Below are 23891 nucleotides of genomic sequence, written 5' to 3'. Positions count from 1 at the left end.
GCGCGGGGATTACCCTGGACGTCCGTGAGCGACCCCGGATCCGCCCCGACGATCGGTGTACTCGCCCTGCAGGGTGATGTGCGCGAACACCTCTCCGCGCTGTCCGGTTGCGGGGCCGTCCCCGTGCCGGTGCGCCGCCCGTCGGAGCTGGCGGCGGTCGACGGTCTCGTACTGCCGGGCGGCGAGTCGACGACGATGAGCCACCTGCTCGGCGTGTTCGACCTGCTGGAGCCGCTGCGCGCGCGGATCGCGGCCGGGATGCCGGCCTACGGCTCGTGCGCCGGCATGATCCTGCTCGCTGCCGAGGTGCTCGACGGCCGGCCCGACCAGCAGCAGCTCGGCGGACTCGACGTCGTGGTGCGGCGCAATGCGTTCGGCCGCCAGGTCGACTCGTTCGAGACCGACCTCGAGTTCACCGGCGTGCCTGGTGCGCCGGTGCGCGCGGTGTTCATCCGGGCGCCGTGGGTGGAGAAGGTCGGTGCCGACGTCGAGGTCCTCGCGGCGGTGCCCGAGGTGACCAGCGCCGGAGCCGACGCGGGGGCCGCGGCGGGACGGGCCGTCGCGGTGCGGCAGGGCTCGGTGCTGGCCACGGCGTTCCACCCCGAGCTCACCGGCGACATGCGGGTGCACGCCCTGTTCTGCGACATGGTGCGGGCGGCGCTCGCCGGGTCGGGCTGACCACCGCGCCGGGGCGAGCGCGGCCAGTCGGTCGGCCCGCGGGCGCGCCGGTAGGATCGAACGGTTCCGGCAGGTTCGGTCTGTTCCCGGCTGCGCGGCCCTCGTGGGCCCGGCCGGTTGCCGAGGTGTGCCGCACGTGAGCAGCAGAAAGGAAGCGATCGCCGATGAGCGGCCACTCCAAGTGGGCGACGACCAAGCACAAGAAGGCCGTCATCGACGCCCGCCGGGGCAAGATGTTCGCCAAGCTGATCAAGAACATCGAGGTCGCGGCGCGCACCGGTGGCGGTGACCCCGACGGCAACCCGACGCTCTACGACGCGATCCAGAAGGCGAAGAAGAGCTCGGTCCCCAACGACAACATCGACCGCGCGGTCAAGCGCGGCTCGGGTGCCGACGCCGGTGGCGCCGACTACCAGACGATCACCTACGAGGGCTACGGCCCCAACGGTGTCGCCGTCCTCATCGAGTGCCTCACCGACAACCGCAACCGGGCCGCCACCGAGGTGCGCACGGCGATGACCCGCAACGGCGGCACGATGGCCGACCCGGGCTCGGTGGCCTACCTGTTCAACCGCAAGGGTGTGGTGATCGTCCCGAAGAACGGCCTCACCGAGGACGACGTCCTGCTCGCGGTCCTCGACGCCGGCGCCGAGGAGGTCAACGACCTGGGCGAGTCCTTCGAGGTCGTCTCCGAGGCCACCGACCTGGTCGCCGTGCGCACGGCGCTGGTCGAGGCGGGCATCGACTACGACTCCGCCGATCCGACGTTCCTGCCGTCGATGCAGGTGGAGCTCGACGCCGAGGGCGCAAAGAAGGTCTTCAAACTGATCGACGCGCTCGAGGACTCCGACGAGGTCCAGAACGTCTACGCCAACTTCGACGTGAGCGACGAGGTCATGGAGGCCGTCGACGCGTAGCCGTGGGCCCGGCTCCCGGCTGCCGGTGCCCCGTTGCGGCGGCCGGGAGCCGGGTGGCGGCGCAGGTCGGAGCGGGGAGTCGGCGGGGTGTTTCCACCGATCTCACCGTTTCATCCTATTTTATGTATTGGCGATTACGGGTGACGGATCGCCACTTTGGCGTTTTTATTGGATTTGCTTTACTCAGCCTTTGCCTGCACTATCGAGGTGTGGACGAGGACCAGCCCCTGACGATTCTCGCCGCGCGGGTCGGCCTCGTCGACGCCGTCGTGGTCGGGTCGTACGTCATCGCGGACTTCTCACTACTGGTGGAGATGACCGACCCGGCTTTCGACCCGGTGTTCGACTTCCTGTCGGCGCGGCCGTACTCGATCGTCGGCGACGAGGTCCAGCCGTCCGAGAGCAAGGAAGGCGCCTGGGCCAGGGTCATGCACTTCGCGCTGCACGACGACGAGGGCGGCACGTCGGACCCGTTCGACGACCTGCTGTTCCTCGACGGCACCCGCTGATCCGCGGGGACGTGCGCGCGTCGGCCGGCCCGCGCCGGTTGGCTACAGTCGGCTGATGGTAGCGATGCGGTCGACGTCCGCGGCGACATCCGCGGCGACGGCTCCCGACATCGCGACGGTCCTGCGCATCGCCGCCCCCGCGCCCGAGCACGCCGGCGAGGTGCTGACGGTCCAGCGCGCCGCCTACGTCACCGAGGCACAGCGCTACTGCGCGCCGGGGATCCTGCCCCTGCGCGAGACGGTCGAGCAGATCCGCGCCGATCTCGAGGGTGCGGGCCCGACGCTCGTCGCGCGGGCCGCGTGGATCGGCCCGCGGCTGGTCGGATCGGTGCGCGGCCGGGTCGAGGGGCAGGCGATGGAGGTCGTCCGGTTCACCGTCGCGCCCGACCTGCAGGGCGGCGGTGTCGGCCGCGCGCTGCTCGCGGCGCTGCACGCGGCGGCGCCGCCGCAGGTGCGGACGTTCTGGCTCGTCACCGGCGGGCGCAGCGAGGACAACAAGCGCTTGTACCGGGCCGCGGGCTACGAGATCGTCGGCACGGCCCTCGACGACGCCGGCGTGGAGCTCGTGCGGATGGAGCGCCCCCGGGGGTGACCCCGGGGTGACCCACTGCCGCGTCCGGCGGACAATGGTCGCGTCGCGCGCCGCCCGGAGCCGGGCGCCGTGGGTCGGGGTGACCAGTCGACCGTCCTCGACGTGCCCTCGGCACGGAACGGAGCCCGGCCATGAGCACTCCGCCCGGATGGCAGGGACCCGGCGGTCCCCCTCCGCCTCCGCCCGGCGGCTCCTACCCGTCCGGCGGGCCGTACCCGGGCGCCTACCCACCCGGCGGCGGGCCGTATCCGCCCGGTGGCCACCCACCCCCGGGCGGCTACCCACCGCCGGGGGCCTACCCGCCGCCCGGAGCCGGCGGCCCGTACGGCGGCGGCCGCCCGCCCGCGCCGCCGCCCCCGCCGCGGCGCGGCAGCACGGGCAGGACCGTCGCGATCGTGCTGGTCGTGCTGGTCGCGCTGCTCGGCGTGGGCGGCTACTTCGCGTACCGGGCGGTGTCCGGCGTCGTCGGCGGGGTGTCGGGGCTGGCCGCGGGCGGCGGGGGCTGCCCGGCGGTGGCGACGAGCGACGTGGACGGCGTGCTCGGCGGCAGTTTCGACGTCATCTCGATGGGCGGTGTGGCATCCATCGCGGCCCCGGTGCTCGACTCCCGCGTGCTGGCCGACGCCCCCACGTGCTGGGCCGTCGACACCGACGACTCCGCCGGCAGGCTCGCGCGCATCGCGCGGTACTCCGGCGGGGACGCCGTACAGCGGTTCGCCGCCGAGGAGACGACCGCGAAGGGTACGAGCGAGGACCGCGGCAACGGCATCACGGTCTCGACGTCCAGCTACTTCAACAAGCCGGTTCAGGCCGGTGACCAGGCGTTCTGCACGACCGGCGACATGACCGGCTCCGCGGGCGCGCTCGTGCGGCGCGGCGACGTGCTCGTCTACGTCTCGACGAACGCGGCCGGTGGTGGCGTCGCCGGGGTGCCGCAGCTCTCGGTCGATCCGTCGGAGGGGCCGAACGGCGCGATCCGGTTCGCCACCGACGACGCCAACTGCGACCTCGCCGTGCGGCTCGCGGCGACGGTGAAGTAGCGCACGACGGCGCCCCGACGCGGGAACCATCCGGACATCCCGGGCGTTGGCGCAGGAGAGCGCAGAGCAGTCCGTCGCGTCCGGTTCGAGAACTTCGCCCGGACGGGTACGGCGTCGCACGCTGTGGGTACCCCGGAACCCGTCCCGTCGTCGACGTCGCCGACGGTCGTGCGTGCACCTGCACGGGCGCGAGCCGTCGCACCGGCGTCGAAACAGAGAGTGGAGCCGTGAACCTGAGGATCTTCGGCTGGTCGTACGCCGTGACAGCAGCGGCCCTCGTCGTCGCATTCGTCTACGGCGGAGTCGAGGCCCTCGTGCTGTGCGCCATCCTCGGCGTCCTCGAGATCTCGTTGTCGTTCGACAACGCCGTCGTCAACGCGACCGTGCTGGAGCGGATGAGCGCGTTCTGGCAGCGGATCTTCCTGACGGTCGGCATCGTCATCGCCGTCTTCGGCATGCGGCTGGTCTTCCCGCTGCTCATCGTCGGGATCACGGCGAACCTCAACCCCGTCGAGGCCTTCCGGCTCGCACTCGAACAACGCCCGGAGTCCGACCCGACCAGCTACGCTCACCTGCTCAACGAGGCGTATCCGTCGATCGCGGCGTTCGGCGGCATGTTCCTGCTGATGCTGTTCCTCGACTGGCTCTTCGCCGAGCGCGACGTGCGCTGGCTGAGCTGGCTCGAGCGCCCGCTCGCCCGGATCGGCCAGCTGAACCGGCTCTCGATCATCCTCGCGGTCGTCGCCCTCGTGGTGCTCGCCGGCACGCTGGCCGCCGACCCCGCGAAGGTGCTGGTCGCGGGCACGCTGGGCCTCGTCACGTACCTGCTGGTCAACGGCTTGGGTGACCTGTTCGAGCAGGCCGGCGGCGCCGACGCGATCGCGTCCTCCGGCGAGGAGGCCGGCGACGGTGCCGAGGAGGGCGGCAACGGCGCCGCCGCGGCGCGTCCCGGCGGGCCCTCCGGGCTGGCGAAGGCGGCCGGGAAGGCCGGGTTCTTCCTGTTCCTCTACCTCGAGGTCCTCGACGCGGCGTTCTCGTTCGACGGCGTGATCGGCGCCTTCGCGATCACCACCGACCCGATCATCATCGCGCTCGGCCTCGGCCTGATCGGTGCAATGTTCGTCCGGTCCCTGACGGTGTTCCTGGTGCGCAAGGGGACCCTGGCCGACTACGTGTACCTGGAGCACGGCGCGCACTGGGCCATCGGCGCCCTCTCGGTGATCCTGCTCGTCGGCATCGGCTACCACGTCGACGAGGTCGTCACCGGCCTGATCGGGGTGGCGTTCATCGGCGCCGCGTTCGTGTCGAGCGTCATCCGCAACCGCCGGCTCGCCGCGCGGGGGATCGACACCCACCGGACCGCCGACGAGATGGCCGCCGGTGGTGGGCACGAGCCTGCGCCCGCAGGGGCGCCGAGCGGGTCGCTCACCGTCGTGCGGATGGGCCTGGGCTGGGACGCCGCGGAGAAGGCGCTGCCCGACGCCGCGTCGTCGCAGGTGGTCGACCTCGATGCGTCGGCCCTGCTGTTCGACGAGGCGGGTGAGCTCGTCGACGCCGTGTGGTACCAGCAGCTGGAGAGCCGCGACGGCTCGGTCCGGCACACCGGCGACAACCTCACCGGGCTCGGCGACGGCGACGACGAGTCGATCGTCGTCGACCTCACCCGGCTCGCCCCGACGACCGCGCACGTCGTGTTCACGGTGAACTCGTTCACCGGCCAGGACTTCTCGCAGATCGAGAACGCCTTCGTCCGCGTGGTCGACGAGCCAAGCGGGGCCGAGCTCGCCCGTTACGACCTCAGCGGCTCGGGCTCGCACAACGCGCAGATCACCGCCAAGCTCAGCCGCGACGAGGCGGGGGAGTGGCGGATGACGTCGATCGGCGCGACCGCGACCGGCCGGACCGTGCAGGAGCTCGTCCCCGCCACCACGGCGCACCTGTAGTCCGCCGGCACCGCTCCGCACGACGCGGCCCGCGACCGGTGGACGTCGGTCGGACGTCCACCGGTCGCGGGCCGTGTGCGCGGGTCGTGCGGGTTACAGGTCGAACTCGGTGGGCGCGATGCCCACGGCGTTGCACGCCTCGCGGACGGCGCGCTTCTCGTCCTCGTCGAAGTCGCCGTCGGCACCGCCGATGATGATGCCGACCTGGATGACGGCCCGTGCCGCGTCGGGCTTGCCCTTCAGCTTCGAGATGGCCTGGATGGCCTCGACCTTGCCGAAGTCGTAGTCGGCCTCGAGCTTGCCGGCGTAGTGGGTGAACCGCTCCTGCAGCTCGCCCGCCGGGAAGATCGACAGGACGTCGTTGCTGGTGATGAAGCCCGCGGTCTTCGCCTTCTCGTCGGAGGTGATCGTGCCGTCGGCGGCGGCGATGAGCGCGCAGACGGCCATGCTCGCGTTCGCGAAGTCCTTGTTCTTGAACTTCCCGACCTGGGTCTTCGCGGTCGCGGACATGTCGGCCGCTCGTTCCTTGAGCTGGTCCCACAACGCCATGAACGGTGTCCTCTCCTCGGTGTGTGTGACGGGCGCGTCAGGCGCCCGTCGTCGTCCTGGTGAACAGGGACGGATCGGGTGCGCAGGCCGCCGAGGCCCACGCGAGGGCGGCCGCGAGCACCTGCTCGCCCGCCGCACCCCCGTGGCGCGTGGTCACGGCGACGTGCGGGAGGGTCCAGCCGGCGGCGGCGAGCTCGCCGTGCGCCGGCCGGATCGCGGCGTCGGCGTGCTCGAGCAGGTCGGCGTCGAGCAGCGAGTCGCCCGCCGCGAACAGCGGACCGCCACCGCAGCGGGCGCGCACCTCCGCGGCCGCGGCCGACTTCGTGAGCGGATGCGGGACGGCGTAGACCTTGCGGCCCTGCAGCGACACCCGCCAGCCGCGGGGCTCGCACCAGCCGGCCAGGTCCTCGACCCAGCCCGCGGGCAGCGCGGCGCGGTCGACGACCGCGTAGACGAACAGCCCGTCGGCGGCGCGCACGCTCCGCAGGAACCCGCCGCCCGGCCCGATGCGCGCCGTGACCTCGGCGAGCGGCGCGACCCCGGCGAGCCGGCTCCGCACGAGGGCCGCCCACCGCGGGTCGGGTTCGCCGTCGACGAGCAGGTGCCCGCCGTTGCCGGCGACCGCGAGGCCCGGCGGCGGGCCCGGTAGCCGGACCCGGGCCAGCTGGGCACGGGTCCGGGTGGTCACCGGGACGACGTGGGCGACCTCGGCCAACCGCACGAGGGTCGCCGCCGCCCGCTCGGTCATGAACGACGACGCCGCACCGTCGTAGGTCTCGACGCAGCACAGCGCGGGGCCGGAGGTGCGGGCCGCATCGAGCCGCAGTGCCGCCGCGGAGTAGATGATCGTGCGGTCGAGGTCCAGGCAGACGACGGGACGCGGCCGGGTCACGGTGTGCTCACTCCGACACGCACCGCCGTGCCGTCGGCCCCGGTGGCGCCGCGGGTGTACCGGGGATGGATCAGCCCGATGCAGCTGTAGGGCAGGTCGGGCACCTCCTCGACCGGCACGCCGCGGCCCTGGGCGAGGTGGACGACGTGGGCGACGTCGCCGGGCGGCGCCTCGGCACGGACGAGTACCCGCCACGGCACCCGCCGCAGCAGCACCCGCGTGGTCTCCCCGACGCCCGGTTTGACGAGCGTGACGTCGTCGACGCCGTAGCGGGCACCGATGCGCGCGACCTGCGCCGCGATGCCGGGGTCCGGCGCCCTGTCCGCCGGCGGGCGCACCGCGCGGACCCGGGGGAACTCCGCCGAGACGGTGTCGAGGAAGTGCGCGGAGACGTCGGCGCCGGCGAGTCCGGCGTAGAACTTCGCGCCGTGGTACCTGCCTGGCTGCAGCAGCCGCGGGTTGAGCACCGTCCGCGAGACCAGACCGGAGACCGTCGAGTTCAGGCAGGCCGAGGCGACGAGCCAGTCCTGGCGGGTGCCGAAGGTGCGCACGCAGTGCCCGGGATCGGCGAGGACGGCGAGGTCGTCGGAGAACCGGACGCCGGTGTCGCGGGCGTGGGCGGCGAGCGCCGCGGCGAGCTCGCCGGTGATGGCGCCCTTGCCGGTCCAGCCGTCGACGAACACGACGCGGGCCGGGTCGTGGTGCGCGGCGAGGTGGCGCAGCGCGGCCGTGTCGATGCCGCGGCCGCGCACGATCGACACGGCGTAGTGCGGGAGGTCGAGCCCGTGGGCGTGCCGGGCCCAGCGCCGCATCAGGATCCCGACGGGGGTCCCGGCGCGGGCCAGTGACGCGAGGGTGACCCCGGGCCCGCGCTCGGCCAGTACGAGCTCGGTGACCGTGGCCACGGCGGTGGCCAGCCGGACGGCGGTGTCGTCGAGCGCGCGCCGGTACAGCGCCAGGTACGCGGGGTCGGGCTGGAACTCCTGCGGCAGCGACTCGGCGTAGTGGGCGCCGCCGCGCTGCACGGCCTCCTCGCGCTCCTCCGTCGGTGCCTCGAGCGCGACGTGCGAGAGGTCCGTGAGCAACCAGCCGACCTCGTCGGGCGCGTAGCTGCCGAACGACGGGCCGCGCAGCGGATCGGGCGTCATGGCGTCGTCACCACCGTGATCCGGGTGCTGTGGGGCGCCAGCGCGGCGAGCAGACCGGTGCGCAGCCCGACACCGTCGGCGGGCGGGTCGACGACGACGAGGACGTGGTCCCACGGCCGGTCGCCCGCGCGGCCGAGGTTGTAGGCGAACCGGGGGCCCGGGCCGTCGGCCGGGTCGTCGTGCGCGGGGAAGGTGATCCCGCTGGTCAGGGCGTACCCCGGCTCGTCGACGACGACGGCGGGGGAGCGCGTGGTGGTGGAGAAGGCGACGTCGTGGCCGGCGTCGGCCACTGTCTGGGCCAGCCGCAGCGGCAGCGCCATCAGCTCCTCGGTGCCGAGGACGAGCAGCCGCTCCTCGCGGCGGAGGCCGGTTGCCGCGGCGAGCCGTCCAGCCATGGCGGGCAGGGCCGTGCCGAGCCGGTCGTGGTCGGCCCCACGGAAGCCGTGCCGCCCGCCGACGGGCAGCCCCGCGGGCCAGCCGAGCACGTCGAGCCGGACGTGCCCGGCCACGGGTGTCCCGGCCGCAGGTGTCCCGGTTCCGGGCGGCGCGGCCGGCTCGCCGCCGAGCGCGGCCCGCAGCCGCGCGGCGCGGTCGGCCAGGTCGGCAGGCAGGGTGACCGTCGCGCGGGCGAGCGACACGACGTCGAGCCGCGCCCCCAGCCCGGCGACGGCGGCGACGAGCGCGCGCGGGTCGGGCCGGGAGTCGACCAGCGCGGCGAGGACGTAGCGGGGACGCGGCGCGATCCGGTGCAGGGCCGCGATCGTGTTGAGCGCCGTGCGGCCCGTCGACAGCTCGTCGTCGACGAGGACCAGCGGCCGCCCGTCGCGCAGCAGGTCGGGGTCACCGGGCAGCAGCATGTGGTCGGTGGCGTGCGAGTGCTCCTCGGTGAACCCGCCCGCCGCGACGTGGCCCGGGACCTGTCGGCGCGTCGAGTGCAGGTGGTCGGCGTGCAGCGCCTCGGCGACGCAGTGCCCCAGCCCCGTCGCGGTCTCGGCGAAGCTCAGCACCAGGACGTCGCGGGCGAGCCGGCCCGCACGGGCGACCGCGCCCGGCTCGGCACCGGAGTGCAGCCGGGTCGCGGCCGCCCGGTCACCGTCGACGGCGGCGTGCAGGTCGGCGACCGGCAGCGGCCGCGCCGGGACGCCGTCGAGGGCGTCGGCGACCCGCCCGCCCAGCAGCAGCCCGGCGCCGCGGACGAGCCGCGGGTCGGTCGGGACGTGCTTGCCGAGCACCCGCGACACCAGCAGCTGTGCCCGGCGGGGGTTGCGCCGCAACGCGATCCCGAGCAGGACGGCAGGGTCGGCGTCGCCGGGTCCACCGGCGTCGTCCACCCGGACGCCCATCCGGTCGACGACGCCGGACCGCGGTACGAGCGAGGTCACCGCGACAGGCTCGACGCGAGCAGGTCGACGAACGACACGTCCGGCGCGGCCACCCCGAACACCCTGGCGCGCAACAGGGTCCGCCGGGCCCAGGCGGTGTGCGGGCGGATCTCGTTCATCCGGTCGCCGCTCCCCGACGCCATCACCCCGCCCGGGCGGGCGGTGCCCGCGATGTCGAGCGCGTCGTGGTACTCCTCCGCCGACACGACCGACATCGCGTTGATGATCGCGACGTGGCTCGGGTGGATCGCGGTCTTGCCGACGAGCCCGTTGGCCCGGTCGAGCTGCACCTCCCGGATCAGGCCGTCGATCGCGCGGGACACGAGCCGGCCGCGCAGCTCCGCCTCGTCGTGCTCCTCGAACGGTGTGCGCCGCAGCTGCGGCTTGAACAGCCGCTCGGCGTGGCCGTAGTACTCCCACACCGGACCGGTGACGGTGAACCCGCTGCCGTCGACGCGGCCCAGCACGTTGACGACGTCGGCGATGAGGTCGCCGACGACCTTCACGTCGTAGATCGAGAAGTCGGCGGTGCGGCGCAGCCCGTACAGCGCGCAGAGGTCGGTGGCGCCGAGCCGGACGGCGAGCACGCGCTCCCGCTCCCGGTTCAGGACCGCGCCGAGCCGGGCGAGCTCGTCGACACGCGTCTCGGAGTACAGGACCGCGCCGGACTCGATGACGGGCATCGCCAGCAGCCGGGTGCCCCGCAGGTCGTCGGCCCGGCGGCGTTCGGCGTCGTCGAGCGCGGCGAGGAACGCGATGCCGCCCGCCGCGGTGAACTTGGGCAGGACGAACCCGTCGAGCAGCGCGACCGCCGGGCCGAGCCGGTCGACCAGCGCCGGGATCTGTTCGGGCGTGCGGACACGCACGAACAGCAGCGGCAGGTCGCTCGGCCGGCCCGCGTGCAGGTCGCGCAGCGTCGCGACGACGATGTCCTCGGCCTCGGCGACCCGGTCGTCGGGCACGGCGTCCTCCAGGCAGACGACGACCGAGGTCACCCCGGCCGTCGCCTGCTTGGCGATGTCGGCGGCCAGGGCGGGCCGGTCGCCGGGCATGTAGAGGGTGGCGCCGAGGGCCACCGACAGGAGCTCGCGGCCGCTGTCGCGGTCGAACTCCTCCGGTGGCCGCTCGAACAGCGTCGCCGCGTCGGAGGCGGTCAGCGAGCCGAAGTGGCGCACGGCCCGCCTCTCGGGGAGAGCGCCGCCGTGCCGGCCGCCCCGCGCGGACGGGGTGCCGTCACTTGCGGCCGCGCGCCCACTGCATGCCCCACCCGTAGGCCTGGTCGACGTCGGACTGGCCGCCGCGGATGTAGTTCATCTCGCGCTGGACGACGAGGTCGCCGCCCCGGTTCTCCAGCATCGCGATGACGCACGTGCGGGCCTGCGGGTCGGGCTCGTCGAGCCGGACCTCGATCTCCGGGCCCGACGCCGGGTAGAGCGTGACGACCCCGTCGGCGCTGGCCCAGTTGGGCACGCCCTCGTAGATGAAGGTGAACACCAGGATCCGGCGGATCTCGGCGACGCGCGCGAGGTCGATCCGCATGTTCTCGCCGCCCGCGACCGAGCCGGAACGGTCGTCGCCGTCGAGGCTGATGATCGGGACGCCGTGCGTCGGCGCCTGGAACGCGTTGCCGAGCGCCTGCACGACGCCCTTGCTGCCGTCGGTGAACTCCCACAGGCAGGCGAGGTCGAGGTCGATGGCCCCGGAGCCGCCGCGGCTGAACAGCCCCCGCTTCACCGGCTGCGCACCGGTGCTCCACTGCAGGTTGACCCGCAGCTGCCCGCCGGTGGCGCCGCGTTTGCTGAGCGAGACGCTCGGCTGCGCCTTGGTGAGCGTGACCTTCGACAGGGACACCCCGCCGCCGTTCCCGGCGGGCGCCGCGGTGGGGGGCGTCGCCGGGGCGGGGGGCTTGGGGCGCTTGGTGTAGTCGATCGCCACCGTGGGCCTCAGACGTTGACGCCGAAGTCGCGGGCGATGCCCGCGAGACCCGACGCGTAGCCCTGGCCGACCGCGCGGAACTTCCAGTCCGACCCGTTGCGGTACAGCTCGCCGAAGACCATCGCCGTCTCGGTCGAGGCGTCCTCGGTGAGGTCGTAGCGGGCGAGCTCCTTCTGGTCGGCGGCGTTGACGACGCGGATGAACGCGTTGCGCACCTGGCCGAAGCTCTGCGCGCGGGAGTCGGCGTCGTAGATGCTGACCGGGAAGACGACCTTGTCGACCTCCGCGCCCAGCCCGGCCAGGTTGACCTTGACCTGCTCGTCGTCGCCCTCGCCCTCGCCGGTGAGGTTGTCGCCGGTGTGCTCGATGGCGCCGTCGGGGCTCGTGAGGTTGTTGAAGAAGACGAAGTGCTTGTCCGACAGGACCTTGCCGTCGGCACCCACGGCGATCGCCGAGGCGTCCAGGTCGAACTCGGTGCCGGTGGTGGTGCGCACGTCCCACCCGAGGCCGACGACGACGTTGCTGAGGCCCGGGGCCTCCTTGGTCAGACTGACATTTCCACCCTTGGTGAGGCTGACGCTCACGTCGTGCTCCGAATCTGTCGAGGTCCGTGATTGGTCCGAGAGAGGTGATGCGGTGTCACCGAACAGCGGCTGAACAGGACAAAACGCCAGCAACCGTGCAGTTCGTATGATCGGAACGAACGGGCGTCGCAGATGGTTCCGGATCGGCCGAACTCGTCGTGGGGCCACGGCGGGCGCGGCGGGCGGGGCCGTGCGGGCGGGCGTGCGAACGCGCGCGCGGAACCGTCGGTGCCCGGTCATAGACTCGCGCGCGATGAGCCCCGCCACAGGAACCACCGCGAAGAAGCCGGCCGCGTCGTCGACCGTGTCCACGACAGCGACGTCCGCCGCCACCCCCGTGCCCGCGGGCGGCAGGCGGCTGCTCCTGCTCGACGGGCACTCGTTGGCCTACCGGGCGTTCTTCGCCCTGCCCGCGGAGAACTTCCGCACCGGCACGGGGCAGACCACCAACGCGGTCTACGGCTTCACCTCGATGCTGATCAACCTGCTGCGCGACGAGCAGCCGACCCACCTCGCGGTCGCGTTCGACGTCTCGCGCAGGACGTTCCGCTCCGAGCGCTACGCCGACTACAAGGCCAACCGGACGACGACGCCGGACGACTTCCGCGGCCAGGTCGACCTGATCAAGGAGGTGCTCGGCGCGCTGAACATCCCGGTGTTCGCCGTCGAGGGCTACGAGGCCGACGACATCATCGCGACGCTGACCACCCAGGCCGAGGCCGACGGGTTCCAGGTGCTCATCACCACCGGTGACCGCGACGCGTTCCAGCTCGTCACCGAGAACGTGACGGTGCTCTACCCCAAGCGCGGGGTGTCCGACCTGGGCCGGATCGACCCGGCGGAGGTCGACAACCGCTACGGGCTCACCCCGGAGCAGTATCCCGACTTCGCGGCACTGCGCGGCGACCCGAGCGACAACCTGCCCTCGATCCCCGGCGTGGGGGAGAAGACCGCGGCGAAGTGGGTGCGCGAGTTCGGCTCGCTCGCCGAGCTGACCGACCGGGTCGACGAGGTCAAGGGCAAGGCCGGCGACGCGCTGCGGGCGAACCTGGCCAACGTCCTGCTCAACCGGCAGCTCACCGAGCTGGTGCGCGACGTGACGCTCGACGCGTCGCCGGCCGATCTCGAGGTCCGGCCGTGGGACCGCGACGCCGTGCACCGGCTGTTCGACGAGCTGGAGTTCCGCGTCCTGCGCGAACGCCTGTTCTCGACGCTGCAGAGCGCCGAGCCGGAAGCAGAGTCGGGGTTCGAGGTGCAGGGCACCGTCGTCGCCCCGGGGTCGGTGCGGGCGTGGCTCGACGCGAACGCGCGCGACGGCCGCCGCGTCGGGGTGGCGTTCTCCGGCGTCACCGGCGGTATCACCGAGCGCGACTTCACCGGCATCGCGCTCGCCGCGGGCGAGCCGAGCGTCGAGGCCAGGGCCGACGGCGCGCTGGCGGGGGTGCCCGTCGCGGGCTACCTCGACGTGCGGGGCCTCACCCCGGACGACGAGGCGGCGCTCGGGGAGTGGCTGGCCGACCCGGCGGTGCCCAAGGCGTCGCACGACGTGAAGGCCGTGCTGCACGCCCTGCGCGGGCGGGGCTGGACGTTGGCGGGCCTCACCAGCGACACCGCCCTCGCGGCCTACCTGGCCAAGCCCGGTCAGCGCTCGTTCGACCTGGCCGACCTCGCCCTGCGCTACCTGCGCCGCGAGCTGGCGATGGAGGGCGCCCCGGCCGACGGGCAGCTGTCGCTGCTCGGCGGTGAGGAGGAGGCCGACCGCGCGCACGCCGACGCGGAGATGGTGGCCGCGTCCGCGGTCGCCGAGCTGGCCGACGCGTTGGGGGCCGAGCTGGCGGAGAAGGAGCAGAACGGGCTGCTGCTCGAGCTGGAGCAGCCGCTGGCCTTCGTGCTCGCCGACCTGGAGGCCGCGGGCATCGCGGTCGACCGGGCGAACCTGGAGTCGCTGGAGGCCGAGTTCGCCGGGCAGGTCGCGCAGGCGGCGCAGGACGCCTACGCCGTCATCGGCAAGGAGATCAACCTCGGTTCGCCCAAGCAGCTGCAGGTCGTGCTGTTCGACGAGCTGGGCATGCCCAAGACCAAGCGCACCAAGACCGGCTACACCACCGACGCCGACGCGCTGGCCGGGCTGTTCGAGCAGACCGGGCACGAGTTCCTGCAGCACCTGCTGCTGCACCGCGACGCCACCCGGCTCAAGGTCACCGTCGACGGGCTGCTCAAGTCGATCGCGGCCGACGGGCGCATCCACACGACGTACTCCCAGACGATCGCCGCCACCGGCCGGTTGTCGTCGACGGAGCCGAACCTGCAGAACGTCCCGATCCGCACCGCCGCGGGCCGCCGGATCCGCACGGCGTTCGTCGTCGGCGACGGCTTCTCCCAGCTGATGACGGCCGACTACAGCCAGATCGAGATGCGGATCATGGCGCACCTCTCGGAGGACGCCGCGCTCATCGAGGCGTTCCGGTCGCAGCGCGACTTCCACTCCGAGACGGCGTCGAAGGTGTTCGGCGTCGACGCGGCCGACGTCTCTCCCGAGCAGCGCGCCAAGATCAAGGCGATGAACTACGGCCTGGCCTACGGGCTGTCGGCGTTCGGGCTGTCCGGCCAGCTGCGCATCTCCACCGAGGAGGCGCGCGGGCTGATGGACGACTACTTCGAGACCTTCGGCGGCGTGCGCGACTACCTGCGCAGCATCGTCGACGTGGCCCGCAAGGACGGCTACACGGCGACGATGCTCGGCCGGCGGCGCTATCTGCCCGACCTCACCAGCGACAACCGGCAGCGTCGCGAGATGGCCGAGCGGATGGCGCTCAACGCGCCGATCCAGGGCAGCGCCGCCGACATCATCAAGGTCGCGATGCTGCGCGTGCACGCGGCGCTGCAGGCCGAGGGCCTGCGCAGCAGGATGCTGCTACAGGTGCACGACGAGCTGGTCCTCGAGGTCGCCGACGGTGAGCGGGACGCGGTCGACGCGCTGGTCCGCCGCGAGATGGCCGCCGCGCACGAGCTCTCGGTGCCGCTGGAGGTCTCGGTCGGCTACGGCGCGAGCTGGGACGCCGCGGCGCACTAAGGGGGCGGCTGACGGATCACTCGTCGCGGTCTCGGCGCCCGGACGGCCCGTGGCTGCGTTGTCGCCGGGCCCGAATACGCCCGGTATGCCGACCCGGTTCCGCCTTGCCACGAACCGCCCGGGTCACCGAGCCCATCGACGGCGATCCGTCAGACACCCCCTGGCGGCGGCCGACGTACCGGGTTCGACCGGGGGAGCACGTCCACGAGCGGCTGCTCAGCGGACGCCGGGGCCGGTTGCCGGGGGTTTGCCCCGTGGGGCTGACCGGCGCGATCCGGGGGTGCACCCGATCGCGCGGTCGGGCCCGCTCCGCGACCGTGGACCGTCATGGACGCGTTCACGAGCGGGGACCCGCTGCCCGGGCCGGCGACGCACGTCGCGGTGCCGATGGTCCCGCGCGGCGCCGCGCTGGACGCTCCGGCGATCGCGACCGCCGTGGCCGCCCAGGTGCGGCGGACCGGTACGCATGCGCTGCCGGTCGCGATGCTGGTCCGGCTCGGTGAGCTGCGGCGCCGACACGGCGCCGGACATCCGTTCCTCGACGCGTACCTCGGCTGCGTCCTCGCCCGCCACGAGTGCCGCTTCTCCAACCGCACCTACCTCGCGCTTCCGCTCCTCGAGCGGGTACGCGCCGCGGCAGGGCTCGCCCCCGACCGGCTCGCCGCGCTGCTGATGGCCGACGTCGTCCGCGTCGAGCGGAGCGCGGCCGGCCCGGACCTGCCCGACCCGCCGACGCGGCGCAAGCGGATCCGGCACGCGCTGCGCTTCGTCGCCGCCTCCGACGACCACCCGGTCACCGCCGACGACCAGCTCGACGCGGTCGCGCTGCCCGAGCTGCCCGCGACCGGGCTCGCCACCTGGTTCGGCCTGTCGGTGCTGCCGGTGTCGACCCGTCACGACGAGTACTTCTTCATCCGTGCCCTGCAGACACGCGAGATGATCTTCACCACGCTGGCCGACGAGATGGTCGCCGCGACCGCCGCGTTGCGGGCGGGCCGGACCGAGCAGGCCATCGCCCGCGTCGAGCGCGCCGACCGCGTGTTCGCCCGGGCGGCGATGCTGTTCCGGCTGGTCGCGACGCTGCGCGTCGACGCCTTCCTCGACTTCCGCGAGCACACCGAGGGCGCCAGCGCGATCCAGTCCGAGCAGTACAAGCGGTTCGAGGTCGTCTGCGGCAGGCCGAGCGGGACGCGCCTGGGTTCCGCGGCGTTCGCCGGTGTCCCACGCGTGCGGTCCGCGGTCGAGGCGGGCGTCGACACGCTCTCCGATGCCCGCCGCGAGGCCGACGCGGCTCTCGGCGCCGTCGGGCGCGCGGCGCTCGACCGGGCGCTCGGCAGGCTCGAGGCCGGCCATCAGCGCTGGAAGGCGGCGCACCACGGACTGGCCGTCCGGATGCTCGGCGACGCGCCCGGCTCCGGCTACACCGCAGGGGCGCCCTACCTGCGCGCGTGCCTGTCCAACCGGCTGTTCGGCGGCCTCGCCGCGTCGTGACGCCGGCGCCGTCGCGGCACGGCGTCGCGACGACGCCGGATGTGTGCCCGGCCCGCTCACCCGCCGGGTGGGTGCGCACCGTCCGCACGTCGGTCAGGATGATCGTCATGGACGTCGGACCGCCCGTCATCGCGCGCATCGCCGGGGCGATGCTGGCCGTCGAGAACCAGGACGTCATGGTCGCCTTCTTCGAGAAGCTGGGCTTCGCGAAGACCGTCGACCGGTCGCTGTGGCCGGGCGCGCGCTGGGTCGAGGTGGCGCTGCCGGGCGCGCAGACGAGCATCGTGCTCACGCCGGCCAGGGCGTACCACCGCGAGCCCGACCGGCTGTACGCGCTGACCCTGTCGTGCCACGACCTGCTCGCCACCGCCGAGACGCTGCGTGCCGCCGGGATCGAGGTCGACGGTCCCACCCACGAGCCCTCGGGCAGCTACATCCAGGTCGTCGACCCGGAGGGTCGGGTGCTGTTCGTCAACGACAAGGCCGACCCCGGGTCCTGATCCGGGGCACCCGACCCGCCGGGTCCGACCGCGTGACGCGCCACCGGCGTGCCCCGCACGAGCCGGACGGCCCGGCCGGTAGCCTTCGGCCTCGAACGGCTGTTCGTGCGATCGGAGGGTGCGGGTGCGGGTGCTCGGAGTGGACCCGGGGCTGACCCGCTGCGGCATCGGGGTCGTCGACTCCACCGGCGGGCGCGGCGTCGAGTTCGTCGCCGTCGACGTGGTGCGCACCCCCGCCCACGCGCCGCTGCCCGCCCGGCTGCTGGCCGTCGCCGACGCGGCGGACCGGTGGATCGCCGCGTTCTCGCCCGACGTCGTGGCCGTCGAGCGCGTGTTCAGCCAGCACAACGTCCGCAGCGTGATGGGCACCGCCCAGGCCAGCGGGGTCATCGCGCTCGCCGCGGCGCGGGCCGGGCTGCCCGTCGCGTTCCACACGCCCAGCGAGGTCAAGGCTTCGGTCACCGGCGCCGGCCGGGCCGACAAGGCGCAGGTCACCACGATGGTGACGCGCTTGCTGCGGCTCGACGCGCCGCCCCGGCCCGCCGACGCGGCCGACGCGCTGGCGCTCGCCATCTGCCACTGCTGGCGCGGCCCGATGCAGGACAGGATGGCGCAGGCCCAGGCCCGTGCGGCGGAGCTCGCCCGGCACCACAAGGCCCGGCTCGCCGCCGCGGCGAAGGGAGCCCGATGATCTCCAGCGTCCGTGGCGAGGTCCTCTCCGTCGGCCTCGACCACGCCGTCGTCGAGGTGGGCGGGGTCGGCTTCGCCGTGTTCGCCACGCCCGCGACCCTCGGCGGGCTCCGGCGTGGGCAGGAGGCCCGGCTGGAGACGCTGCTCGTCGTCCGCGAGGACTCGCTCACCCTCTACGGCTTCGCCGACGCCGAGGAACGCGAGCTGTTCGTGCTGCTGCAGACCGTCAGCGGCGTCGGCCCGCGGCTCGCGCTGGCCACCCTCGCGGTCCTCGACCCGCAGTCGCTGCGCCGCGCCCTGGCCGACGGCGACACCGCGACGCTCACCCGCATCCCGGGCGTCGGGCGCAAGAGCGCCGAGCGGCTCGTCGTCGAGCTGCGCGACAAGGTCGTCGCGCCCGCTCCGGTCCTGGCCGGCGACGTGCGCCCGCTCGTCACCGGCAACGCCCACCGCGACCAGGTCGTCGAGGCGCTCGTCGGGCTCGGGTTCACCGCGCGGCCGGCGGAGGCCGCGGTCGACGGCATCCTCGCGGGCGACCCGGACGCCGAGCCCGCGGCGCTGCTGCGCTCGGCACTGGCGACCCTGGGTCGGACGTGACGGGCCCAGGCCCGGGGGGACCTCGGTGAGCGAGGAGAACCTGCGCGACGTGGGCGGCGAGGTGCTCGAGGAGGACCTCGACGTCGAGGGCACGCTGCGGCCGCGCCGGCTGTCGGAGTTCATCGGCCAGCCCCGCGTGCGCGAGCAGCTCGAGCTGGTGCTCGAGGGCGCCCGCCGGCGGGGCACGCCACCGGACCACATCCTGCTGTCCGGCCCGCCGGGGCTGGGGAAGACGAGCCTGTCGATGATCGTGGCCGCCGAGCTCGGCGCCGCGATCCGGCTGACGTCGGGGCCCGCGCTCGAACGCGCGGGCGACCTCGCGGCGATGCTGTCGAACCTCATGCCCGGCGACGTCCTGTTCATCGACGAGATCCACCGCATCGCCCGGCCGGCCGAGGAGATGCTCTACCTCGCGATGGAGGACTTCCGCGTCGACGTCGTCGTCGGGAAGGGCCCCGGCGCCACGTCCATCCCGCTCGACATCGCGCCGTTCACGCTGGTCGGGGCCACGACGCGAGCCGGTGCGCTCACCGGGCCGCTGCGCGACCGGTTCGGGTTCACCGGGCACATGGAGTTCTACGAGCCGGCCGAGCTGGAGCTGGTGCTGCGCCGTGCCGCGGCCATCCTCGAGGTCGACCTGCGCCCCGACGGGGCCGCGGAGATCGCGCGCCGGTCCCGGGGCACGCCCCGCATCGCCAACCGGCTGCTGCGCCGGGTGCGCGACTTCGCGGAGGTCCGCGCGGACGGCGCCGTCACCCTCGACGTGGCCCGCGAGGCGCTGGCCGTCTACGACGTCGACGAGCTCGGTCTGGACCGGCTCGACCGCGCGGTGCTGTCCGCGCTGGTCAAGTCGTTCGGCGGCGGTCCGGTGGGTGTATCGACGCTGGCCGTGGCAGTGGGCGAGGAACCCGGTACCGTCGAGGAGGTCTGCGAGCCGTACCTGGTGCGCGCAGGCATGCTGGCCCGCACTCCGAGGGGCCGGGTCGCGACCGCCGCGGCATGGGGCCATCTGGGTGTGACCCCTCCTCCGGACGTCACCGGTCAGACGTCCCAGCCGTTGTTCTGAACGGAGGCGGTCGAGGGTCGGGCGTCGCGCGATCCGCGGGGCTGGCAGACTCGGGCCGACCTGCGAAGATACGGAGATCTCAGAAGATCATGGAAACGCTGCTCTTCCCCCTGCTCATCCTGGTGCTGTTCATCCCCATCTTCCTGTCCGGGCGCAAGCAGCGCCGGAACATGCAGGAGATGCAGAGGCTGCAGACCTCGCTGGAGCCGGGCGACGTGGTCACCACGACCTCCGGTCTCCGCGGCACCGTCGTCGACGCCTCCTACGAGGACACCATCGACCTGGAGATCGCCGACGGCGTGGTCACGACGTGGCTGCGCGCCGCCGTCCGCGACAAGGTCGACACCACCACGGTCCCGGACGACGCCTCGTCGCTGACCGGTGACCCGGCCGTCGGGGACGACATCCCGTCCGCGACCTCGGAGCCGTCGACCCCGCCGTCGCTGGAGAAGAAGGACCCGGCCGCGGGCCGGACCGACTCCGGCGCCCCTGCCGGCAGCGGCACCGCCGGCAGCAACGGCAGCACCAACGGCAGCACCAACGGCGCTGCGGGCGCCACCGACGACGACGCCCAGACGGGCGGCACGCCGGGCTCCCGCAACTGACGAACCCCAGGGCGGCCACCGGGGTCGCCCACCCGGGCCCCGACGGTCGGGGTCCCGGGATACCTCTGGAGACCTGCACGTGGCAACGACCCCGGGGCGTATCCGCCCCTGGCGGTACCTGGCGATCTTCGCCGGCATCGTCGTAGTGCTGTACGCCCTGGTGTTCTTCACCGGGGACGGCAAGCCCACCCCCAAGCTCGGCATCGACCTGCAGGGCGGCACACAGGTCACGCTGAGCGCGCGGACCGCCGACGGCGGCCAGCCACCGCGCGACCAGCTCGTGCAGGCGCAGCAGATCATCCAGCAGCGGGTCGACGGGCTCGGCGTGAGCGGCGCGCAGGTGGTGCTCGACGGCACCAACCTCGTGATCACCGTCCCGGGCGACGCGGGTGAGCAGGCCAAGTCCCTCGGGCAGACCGCGCAGCTCCGGATCCGCGGCGTCGTGTGCGACACGAGCCAGCCGTCGCAGGGCGGCAACACCCCGTGCGACATCTACGCCGCGGCGCAGCAGCAGGCGCAGCAGGGCGGGCAGCCGGGTGCGGGCGGCCAGCCGGGCTCGGCCACGCCGGGCACCCCGCCCGCCGGGGGAACCGGGACGGGCGGTGCCCCGGCGACCGGTGGCACCGGGACGCAGCCGCAGGGCATGGGCACGTCGGCCGGGCGCATCGCACCGGCCGCGTACTCGGTCCCGGCGCAGACCCCGACCCCGACGCCCCCGCCGACCGGTGAGCAGACCCCGCCGACCGGGGCGCAGACCCCGCCGCCCGCGGGCGACGCGACGGCGTCCTCGCCGAGCGACCCGACGCTGGCCGCGGAGGTCACGCAGGCGCGCCAGGTCCGGCAGAGCAGCGACCCCACCACCCAGCTGCAGGGTCTCGCGACGCTGAACTGCGCCGACGACCCGCTGCGCGGCTACGACCTGCCCGACCAGCCGCTCGTCACGTGCGGCCAGGACGGGGTCACCAAGTACGTGCTGGGCCCGACGATCGTCGAGGGCACCCAGATCGACAACGCGCAGGCCGGCCAGAACCAGCAGGGTCTCGACTACGTCGTCAACCTGTCGTTCAAGAGCGCGGGCTCGACGGCGTGGGGCAACTACACCGCCCAGCACATCGGTCAGCAGGCGGCCTTCGTGCTCGACGGTCAGGTCGTGTCGGCGCCGACGATCCAGAGCGCGCTCTACGGCGTCACGCAGGTCTCCGGGAACTTCAACCAGCAGAGCGCGCAACAGCTGGCCGGCGTGCTGCGCTACGGCTCGCTGCCGCTGTCGTTCGAGTCGTCGCAGGCGCAGACGGTGTCGGCGACGCTGGGGCTCGCCTCGCTGGAGGCCGGGCTCATCGCCGGCGCGATCGGGCTGGCGCTGGTGTTCGTCTACTGCCTGTTCTACTACCGCGTGCTCGGCGTCCTGACGATCCTGTCGCTGGCCCTGTCCGGGGTCGTCGTCTACGCCGTCCTGGTGCTGCTCGGGCGTTGGGTCGGGCTCACGCTCGACCTCGCCGGCGTCGCGGGCTTCATCGTCGCGATCGGGATCACGGCCGACTCGTTCGTCATCTTCTTCGAACGGCTCAAGGACGAGATGCGGGAGGGCCGTTCGTTCCGGGCGGCGGTCCCGCGCGGCTGGGTCCGGGCCCGGCGCACGATCCTGTCGGCCGACGCGGTCAGCTTCCTCGCGTCCGCGGTGCTCTACATCCTGGCCGTCGGCCAGGTGAAGGGCTTCGCGTTCACCCTCGGCATGTCGACGGTGCTCGACCTGATCGTCGTGTTCCTGGTGACGCACCCGCTGGTGGCGCTGGCGTCGAACTCCCGCGTGTTCTCCAGCCCGAAGCTCTCCGGGCTGGGGAGCGTCGCGGCGATCGGCGCGCAACGGCGACGGGCGGCCGCGACGGCCGGGAAGGGGGCCTGACATGGCGGCCACCACGACGCGGCCCGGCAAGTTCTCCGGGCTCTACACCGGCACCGGCGCGTTCGACATCGTCGGCAAGCGCAAGATCTGGTACGCGTTCTTCGGCGCGCTCGTGCTCGTGTGCCTGGTCTCGATCATCTTCCGGGGCTTCAACCTCGGGATCGACTTCACCGGCGGCACCCAGATCCAGTTCCCCGCGGCCGGCGCCCAGGGCCAGATCACGACGACCCAGGTCAGCCAGGTCTACGAGAAGAGCGTCGGCATCCCGGCGGCGTCGGTGCAGTCGGCGGGGACCGGTGCGTCGGAGACGATCCAGCTCCGGTCCGAGCCGCTGGACGTGGGCCAGACCGCCGCGCTCAAGCAGGCGCTCTTCCAGGAGCTCCAGCCCCTGGGGCCCGACGGTCAGCCCTCCCAGCAGGTGATCAGCGACAGCGACGTGAGCGGCACCTGGGGTGGCCAGATCACCCGGCAGGCGATCATCGCGCTCGCCGTGTTCCTCGTGCTCGTGACGATCTTCCTCGCGTTCTACTTCGAACGGTCGATGGCGATCGCGGCGCTCGTCGCGCTGCTGCACGACGTCGTCGTCACGGCGGGCATCTACTCGATCGTCGGTTTCGAGGTGAGCCCGGCGACCGTCATCGGCCTGCTCACGATCCTCGGCTTCTCGCTCTACGACACGGTCGTCGTGTTCGACAAGGTCCGGGAGAACACCCGCGGTCTGCTCGGGCTGACCCGGCGGACCTACGGCGAGGCGGCCAACCTCGCGCTGAACCAGACGCTGATGCGCTCGATCAACACCTCGCTGATCGCGGTGCTGCCGGTGCTGGGGCTGCTCGTCGTCGGCGTCGGGCTGCTCGGCGTCGGCACCCTCGCCGACCTGGCACTCGTCCAGCTCGTCGGCATCGTCGCCGGTGCGCTGTCGTCGCTGGCCCTGGCCACGCCGCTGCTCGTCGACCTCAAGATGCGCGATCCGCGGTTCCGCAAGCAGGCCGAGCGCGTCGCCGCACGGCGGGCGCGGGCGGCGGCCGCGCAGCGCGGCGCCGGGACGTTCGACGACGATGAGCCCGACCTCGTCGACGACGAGACGCTCGGCCGCGAGCTGCGCCGTGAGCGGGCGGTGGCCGCGGCGGCGTCGACCCCCGACCGGAACCCGCGCCGGCAACCGCAGCGTTCGGGCGCGCGGCCGACGGGCAAGTCGGCACGCCCGAGCGGGAAGCGTCGCCGGTGACCGCGCTCGACGCCGTCGCCGGCCTGGACCCCGAGACCGCGGAGCGGATGGCGCCGGTCGCGGCGCTGGTCCGCGACGTGCCCGACTTCCCGGAGCCGGGTGTGCTGTTCCGCGACATCACGCCCGTCCTCGCCGACGCCGAGGCCTTCACCGTCGTGGCGACCGAGCTGGCCGCGCTGGTCGGCGTGGCCGACATCGTGGCGGGCGTCGAGGCGCGCGGGTTCCTCATCGGCTCGGCGGTCGCCGTCGTCGCGGGCGTGGGTGTCGTACCCGTCCGCAAGGCGGGCAAGCTGCCCCGCGTCGCGGCCAGCCGGCGCTACGCCCTGGAGTACGGGGAGGCCACCCTCGAGCTCCCCGAGGGCGTCGTCACGTCCGGGAACCGGGTGTTCGTCGTCGACGACGTGCTGGCCACCGGCGGGACCGCCGGCGCGGCCTGCGCGCTGCTGCGCGACGTGGGTGCGGAGGTCACCGGCTTCGGCGCGCTCGTGGAGCTGCGCGCGCTCGGCGGCCGCGACCGGCTCGTCGGCGACGTCGCGGTGCACTCGCTGCTCACGTACTAGCGGCAGGGT

At 73.6% G+C, this 23891-nt stretch carries 23 protein-coding genes; 16 read left to right on the top strand and 7 right to left on the bottom strand.

What is annotated here, in order from left to right; genetic code table 11:
* The first annotated feature begins 24 nt into the window (after window positions 1-24).
* The 6 genes from pdxT to PSED_RS18075 all read left to right on the top strand — a co-directional run bounded on the left by pdxT (window position 25) and on the right by PSED_RS18075 (window position 5679).
* Window positions 25-678 (top strand): pyridoxal 5'-phosphate synthase glutaminase subunit PdxT, encoded by a 654-nt coding sequence (gene pdxT, locus PSED_RS18100; protein ID WP_013675690.1) that lies wholly within the window; start codon window positions 25-27, stop codon window positions 676-678.
* 164 nt (window positions 679-842) lie between these two features.
* On the top strand, window positions 843-1595 hold the full coding sequence (locus PSED_RS18095; RefSeq protein ID WP_013675689.1) for a YebC/PmpR family DNA-binding transcriptional regulator: 753 nt from the start codon (window positions 843-845) through the stop codon (window positions 1593-1595).
* Between the two features lie 209 nt (window positions 1596-1804).
* Window positions 1805-2104, top strand: coding sequence for a hypothetical protein (locus PSED_RS18090; RefSeq protein WP_041759828.1), 300 nt, complete (start codon window positions 1805-1807; stop codon window positions 2102-2104).
* 55 nt (window positions 2105-2159) lie between these two features.
* Window positions 2160-2696, top strand: a complete 537-nt coding sequence (locus tag PSED_RS18085) for a GNAT family N-acetyltransferase (RefSeq protein WP_013675687.1) — start codon at window positions 2160-2162, stop codon at window positions 2694-2696.
* 131 nt (window positions 2697-2827) lie between these two features.
* Complete coding sequence (locus tag PSED_RS18080; protein WP_013675686.1) at window positions 2828-3736, top strand: hypothetical protein; 909 nt, start codon at window positions 2828-2830, stop codon at window positions 3734-3736.
* Window positions 3737-3963: 227 nt separating this feature from the next.
* Window positions 3964-5679, top strand: a complete 1716-nt coding sequence (locus tag PSED_RS18075) for a DUF475 domain-containing protein (RefSeq protein WP_013675685.1) — start codon at window positions 3964-3966, stop codon at window positions 5677-5679.
* Window positions 5680-5772: 93 nt separating this feature from the next.
* Here PSED_RS18075 and PSED_RS18070 read toward each other — a convergent pair whose 3' ends face one another.
* From PSED_RS18070 to PSED_RS18040, 7 genes are read right to left on the bottom strand one after another with little or no spacing between them, the layout of a single operon-like run.
* Window positions 5773-6228 (bottom strand): tellurite resistance TerB family protein, encoded by a 456-nt coding sequence (locus PSED_RS18070; protein WP_013675684.1) that lies wholly within the window; start codon window positions 6226-6228, stop codon window positions 5773-5775.
* A 37-nt stretch (window positions 6229-6265) separates the two neighbouring features.
* Entirely contained in the window at window positions 6266-7120 is an 855-nt protein-coding gene (locus PSED_RS18065) for an HAD family hydrolase (RefSeq protein WP_013675683.1), read from the bottom strand.
* Window positions 7117-8268 carry a cysteine protease StiP family protein gene (locus tag PSED_RS18060; protein WP_041759824.1) on the bottom strand — a complete coding sequence of 384 codons (1152 nt, stop codon included), beginning with the start codon at window positions 8266-8268 and terminating at the stop codon, window positions 7117-7119. Before PSED_RS18060 ends, PSED_RS18065 begins: the two co-directional genes overlap by 4 nt.
* Window positions 8265-9650 carry a phosphoribosyltransferase family protein gene (locus PSED_RS18055; RefSeq protein ID WP_041759822.1) on the bottom strand — a complete coding sequence of 462 codons (1386 nt, stop codon included), beginning with the start codon at window positions 9648-9650 and terminating at the stop codon, window positions 8265-8267. The genes PSED_RS18060 and PSED_RS18055 overlap by 4 nt, the downstream gene beginning before the upstream one ends.
* Window positions 9647-10825: an HpcH/HpaI aldolase/citrate lyase family protein gene (locus PSED_RS18050; RefSeq protein WP_013675682.1), complete on the bottom strand. Its 1179-nt coding sequence runs from the start codon at window positions 10823-10825 to the stop codon at window positions 9647-9649. The genes PSED_RS18055 and PSED_RS18050 overlap by 4 nt, the downstream gene beginning before the upstream one ends.
* Window positions 10826-10883: 58 nt before the next feature.
* Window positions 10884-11585, bottom strand: coding sequence for a TerD family protein (locus PSED_RS18045; protein ID WP_013675681.1), 702 nt, complete (start codon window positions 11583-11585; stop codon window positions 10884-10886).
* A gap of 8 nt (window positions 11586-11593) precedes the next feature.
* On the bottom strand, window positions 11594-12169 hold the full coding sequence (locus PSED_RS18040) for a TerD family protein (protein ID WP_013675680.1): 576 nt from the start codon (window positions 12167-12169) through the stop codon (window positions 11594-11596).
* A gap of 253 nt (window positions 12170-12422) precedes the next feature.
* On the opposite strand from PSED_RS18040, the gene polA reads away from it, so the two are divergent.
* The 10 genes from polA to PSED_RS17990 all read left to right on the top strand — a co-directional run bounded on the left by polA (window position 12423) and on the right by PSED_RS17990 (window position 23882).
* Window positions 12423-15242, top strand: coding sequence for a DNA polymerase I (polA, locus tag PSED_RS18035; RefSeq protein WP_013675679.1), 2820 nt, complete (start codon window positions 12423-12425; stop codon window positions 15240-15242).
* Window positions 15243-15569: 327 nt separating this feature from the next.
* Window positions 15570-16733, top strand: coding sequence for a tryptophan 2,3-dioxygenase family protein (locus PSED_RS18030; RefSeq protein WP_013675678.1), 1164 nt, complete (start codon window positions 15570-15572; stop codon window positions 16731-16733).
* A gap of 107 nt (window positions 16734-16840) precedes the next feature.
* Entirely contained in the window at window positions 16841-17233 is a 393-nt protein-coding gene (locus tag PSED_RS18025; RefSeq protein WP_013675677.1) for a VOC family protein, read from the top strand.
* A 124-nt stretch (window positions 17234-17357) separates the two neighbouring features.
* Window positions 17358-17924 carry a crossover junction endodeoxyribonuclease RuvC gene (gene ruvC, locus PSED_RS18020; RefSeq protein ID WP_013675676.1) on the top strand — a complete coding sequence of 189 codons (567 nt, stop codon included), beginning with the start codon at window positions 17358-17360 and terminating at the stop codon, window positions 17922-17924.
* Window positions 17921-18520, top strand: a complete 600-nt coding sequence (ruvA, locus tag PSED_RS18015) for a Holliday junction branch migration protein RuvA (protein ID WP_013675675.1) — start codon at window positions 17921-17923, stop codon at window positions 18518-18520. Before ruvC ends, ruvA begins: the two co-directional genes overlap by 4 nt.
* Before the next feature lie 25 nt (window positions 18521-18545).
* Entirely contained in the window at window positions 18546-19586 is a 1041-nt protein-coding gene (gene ruvB, locus PSED_RS18010) for a Holliday junction branch migration DNA helicase RuvB (RefSeq protein WP_013675674.1), read from the top strand.
* An 89-nt stretch (window positions 19587-19675) separates the two neighbouring features.
* Window positions 19676-20191: a preprotein translocase subunit YajC gene (yajC, locus tag PSED_RS18005; RefSeq protein ID WP_013675673.1), complete on the top strand. Its 516-nt coding sequence runs from the start codon at window positions 19676-19678 to the stop codon at window positions 20189-20191.
* Window positions 20192-20270: 79 nt separating this feature from the next.
* Window positions 20271-22094 (top strand): protein translocase subunit SecD, encoded by a 1824-nt coding sequence (gene secD / locus PSED_RS18000; RefSeq protein WP_013675672.1) that lies wholly within the window; start codon window positions 20271-20273, stop codon window positions 22092-22094.
* A gap of 1 nt (window position 22095) precedes the next feature.
* Window positions 22096-23322, top strand: coding sequence for a protein translocase subunit SecF (gene secF / locus PSED_RS17995; protein ID WP_013675671.1), 1227 nt, complete (start codon window positions 22096-22098; stop codon window positions 23320-23322).
* Window positions 23323-23369: 47 nt separating this feature from the next.
* Window positions 23370-23882, top strand: a complete 513-nt coding sequence (locus tag PSED_RS17990; RefSeq protein WP_049803702.1) for an adenine phosphoribosyltransferase — start codon at window positions 23370-23372, stop codon at window positions 23880-23882.
* Window positions 23883-23891 lie beyond the last annotated feature (9 nt).

Source organism: Pseudonocardia benzenivorans CB1190 (assembly GCF_000196675.2).
Lineage (GTDB): Bacteria > Actinomycetota > Actinomycetes > Mycobacteriales > Pseudonocardiaceae > Pseudonocardia > Pseudonocardia benzenivorans.
This window is presented reverse-complemented; position numbering and strand designations above follow the sequence as displayed.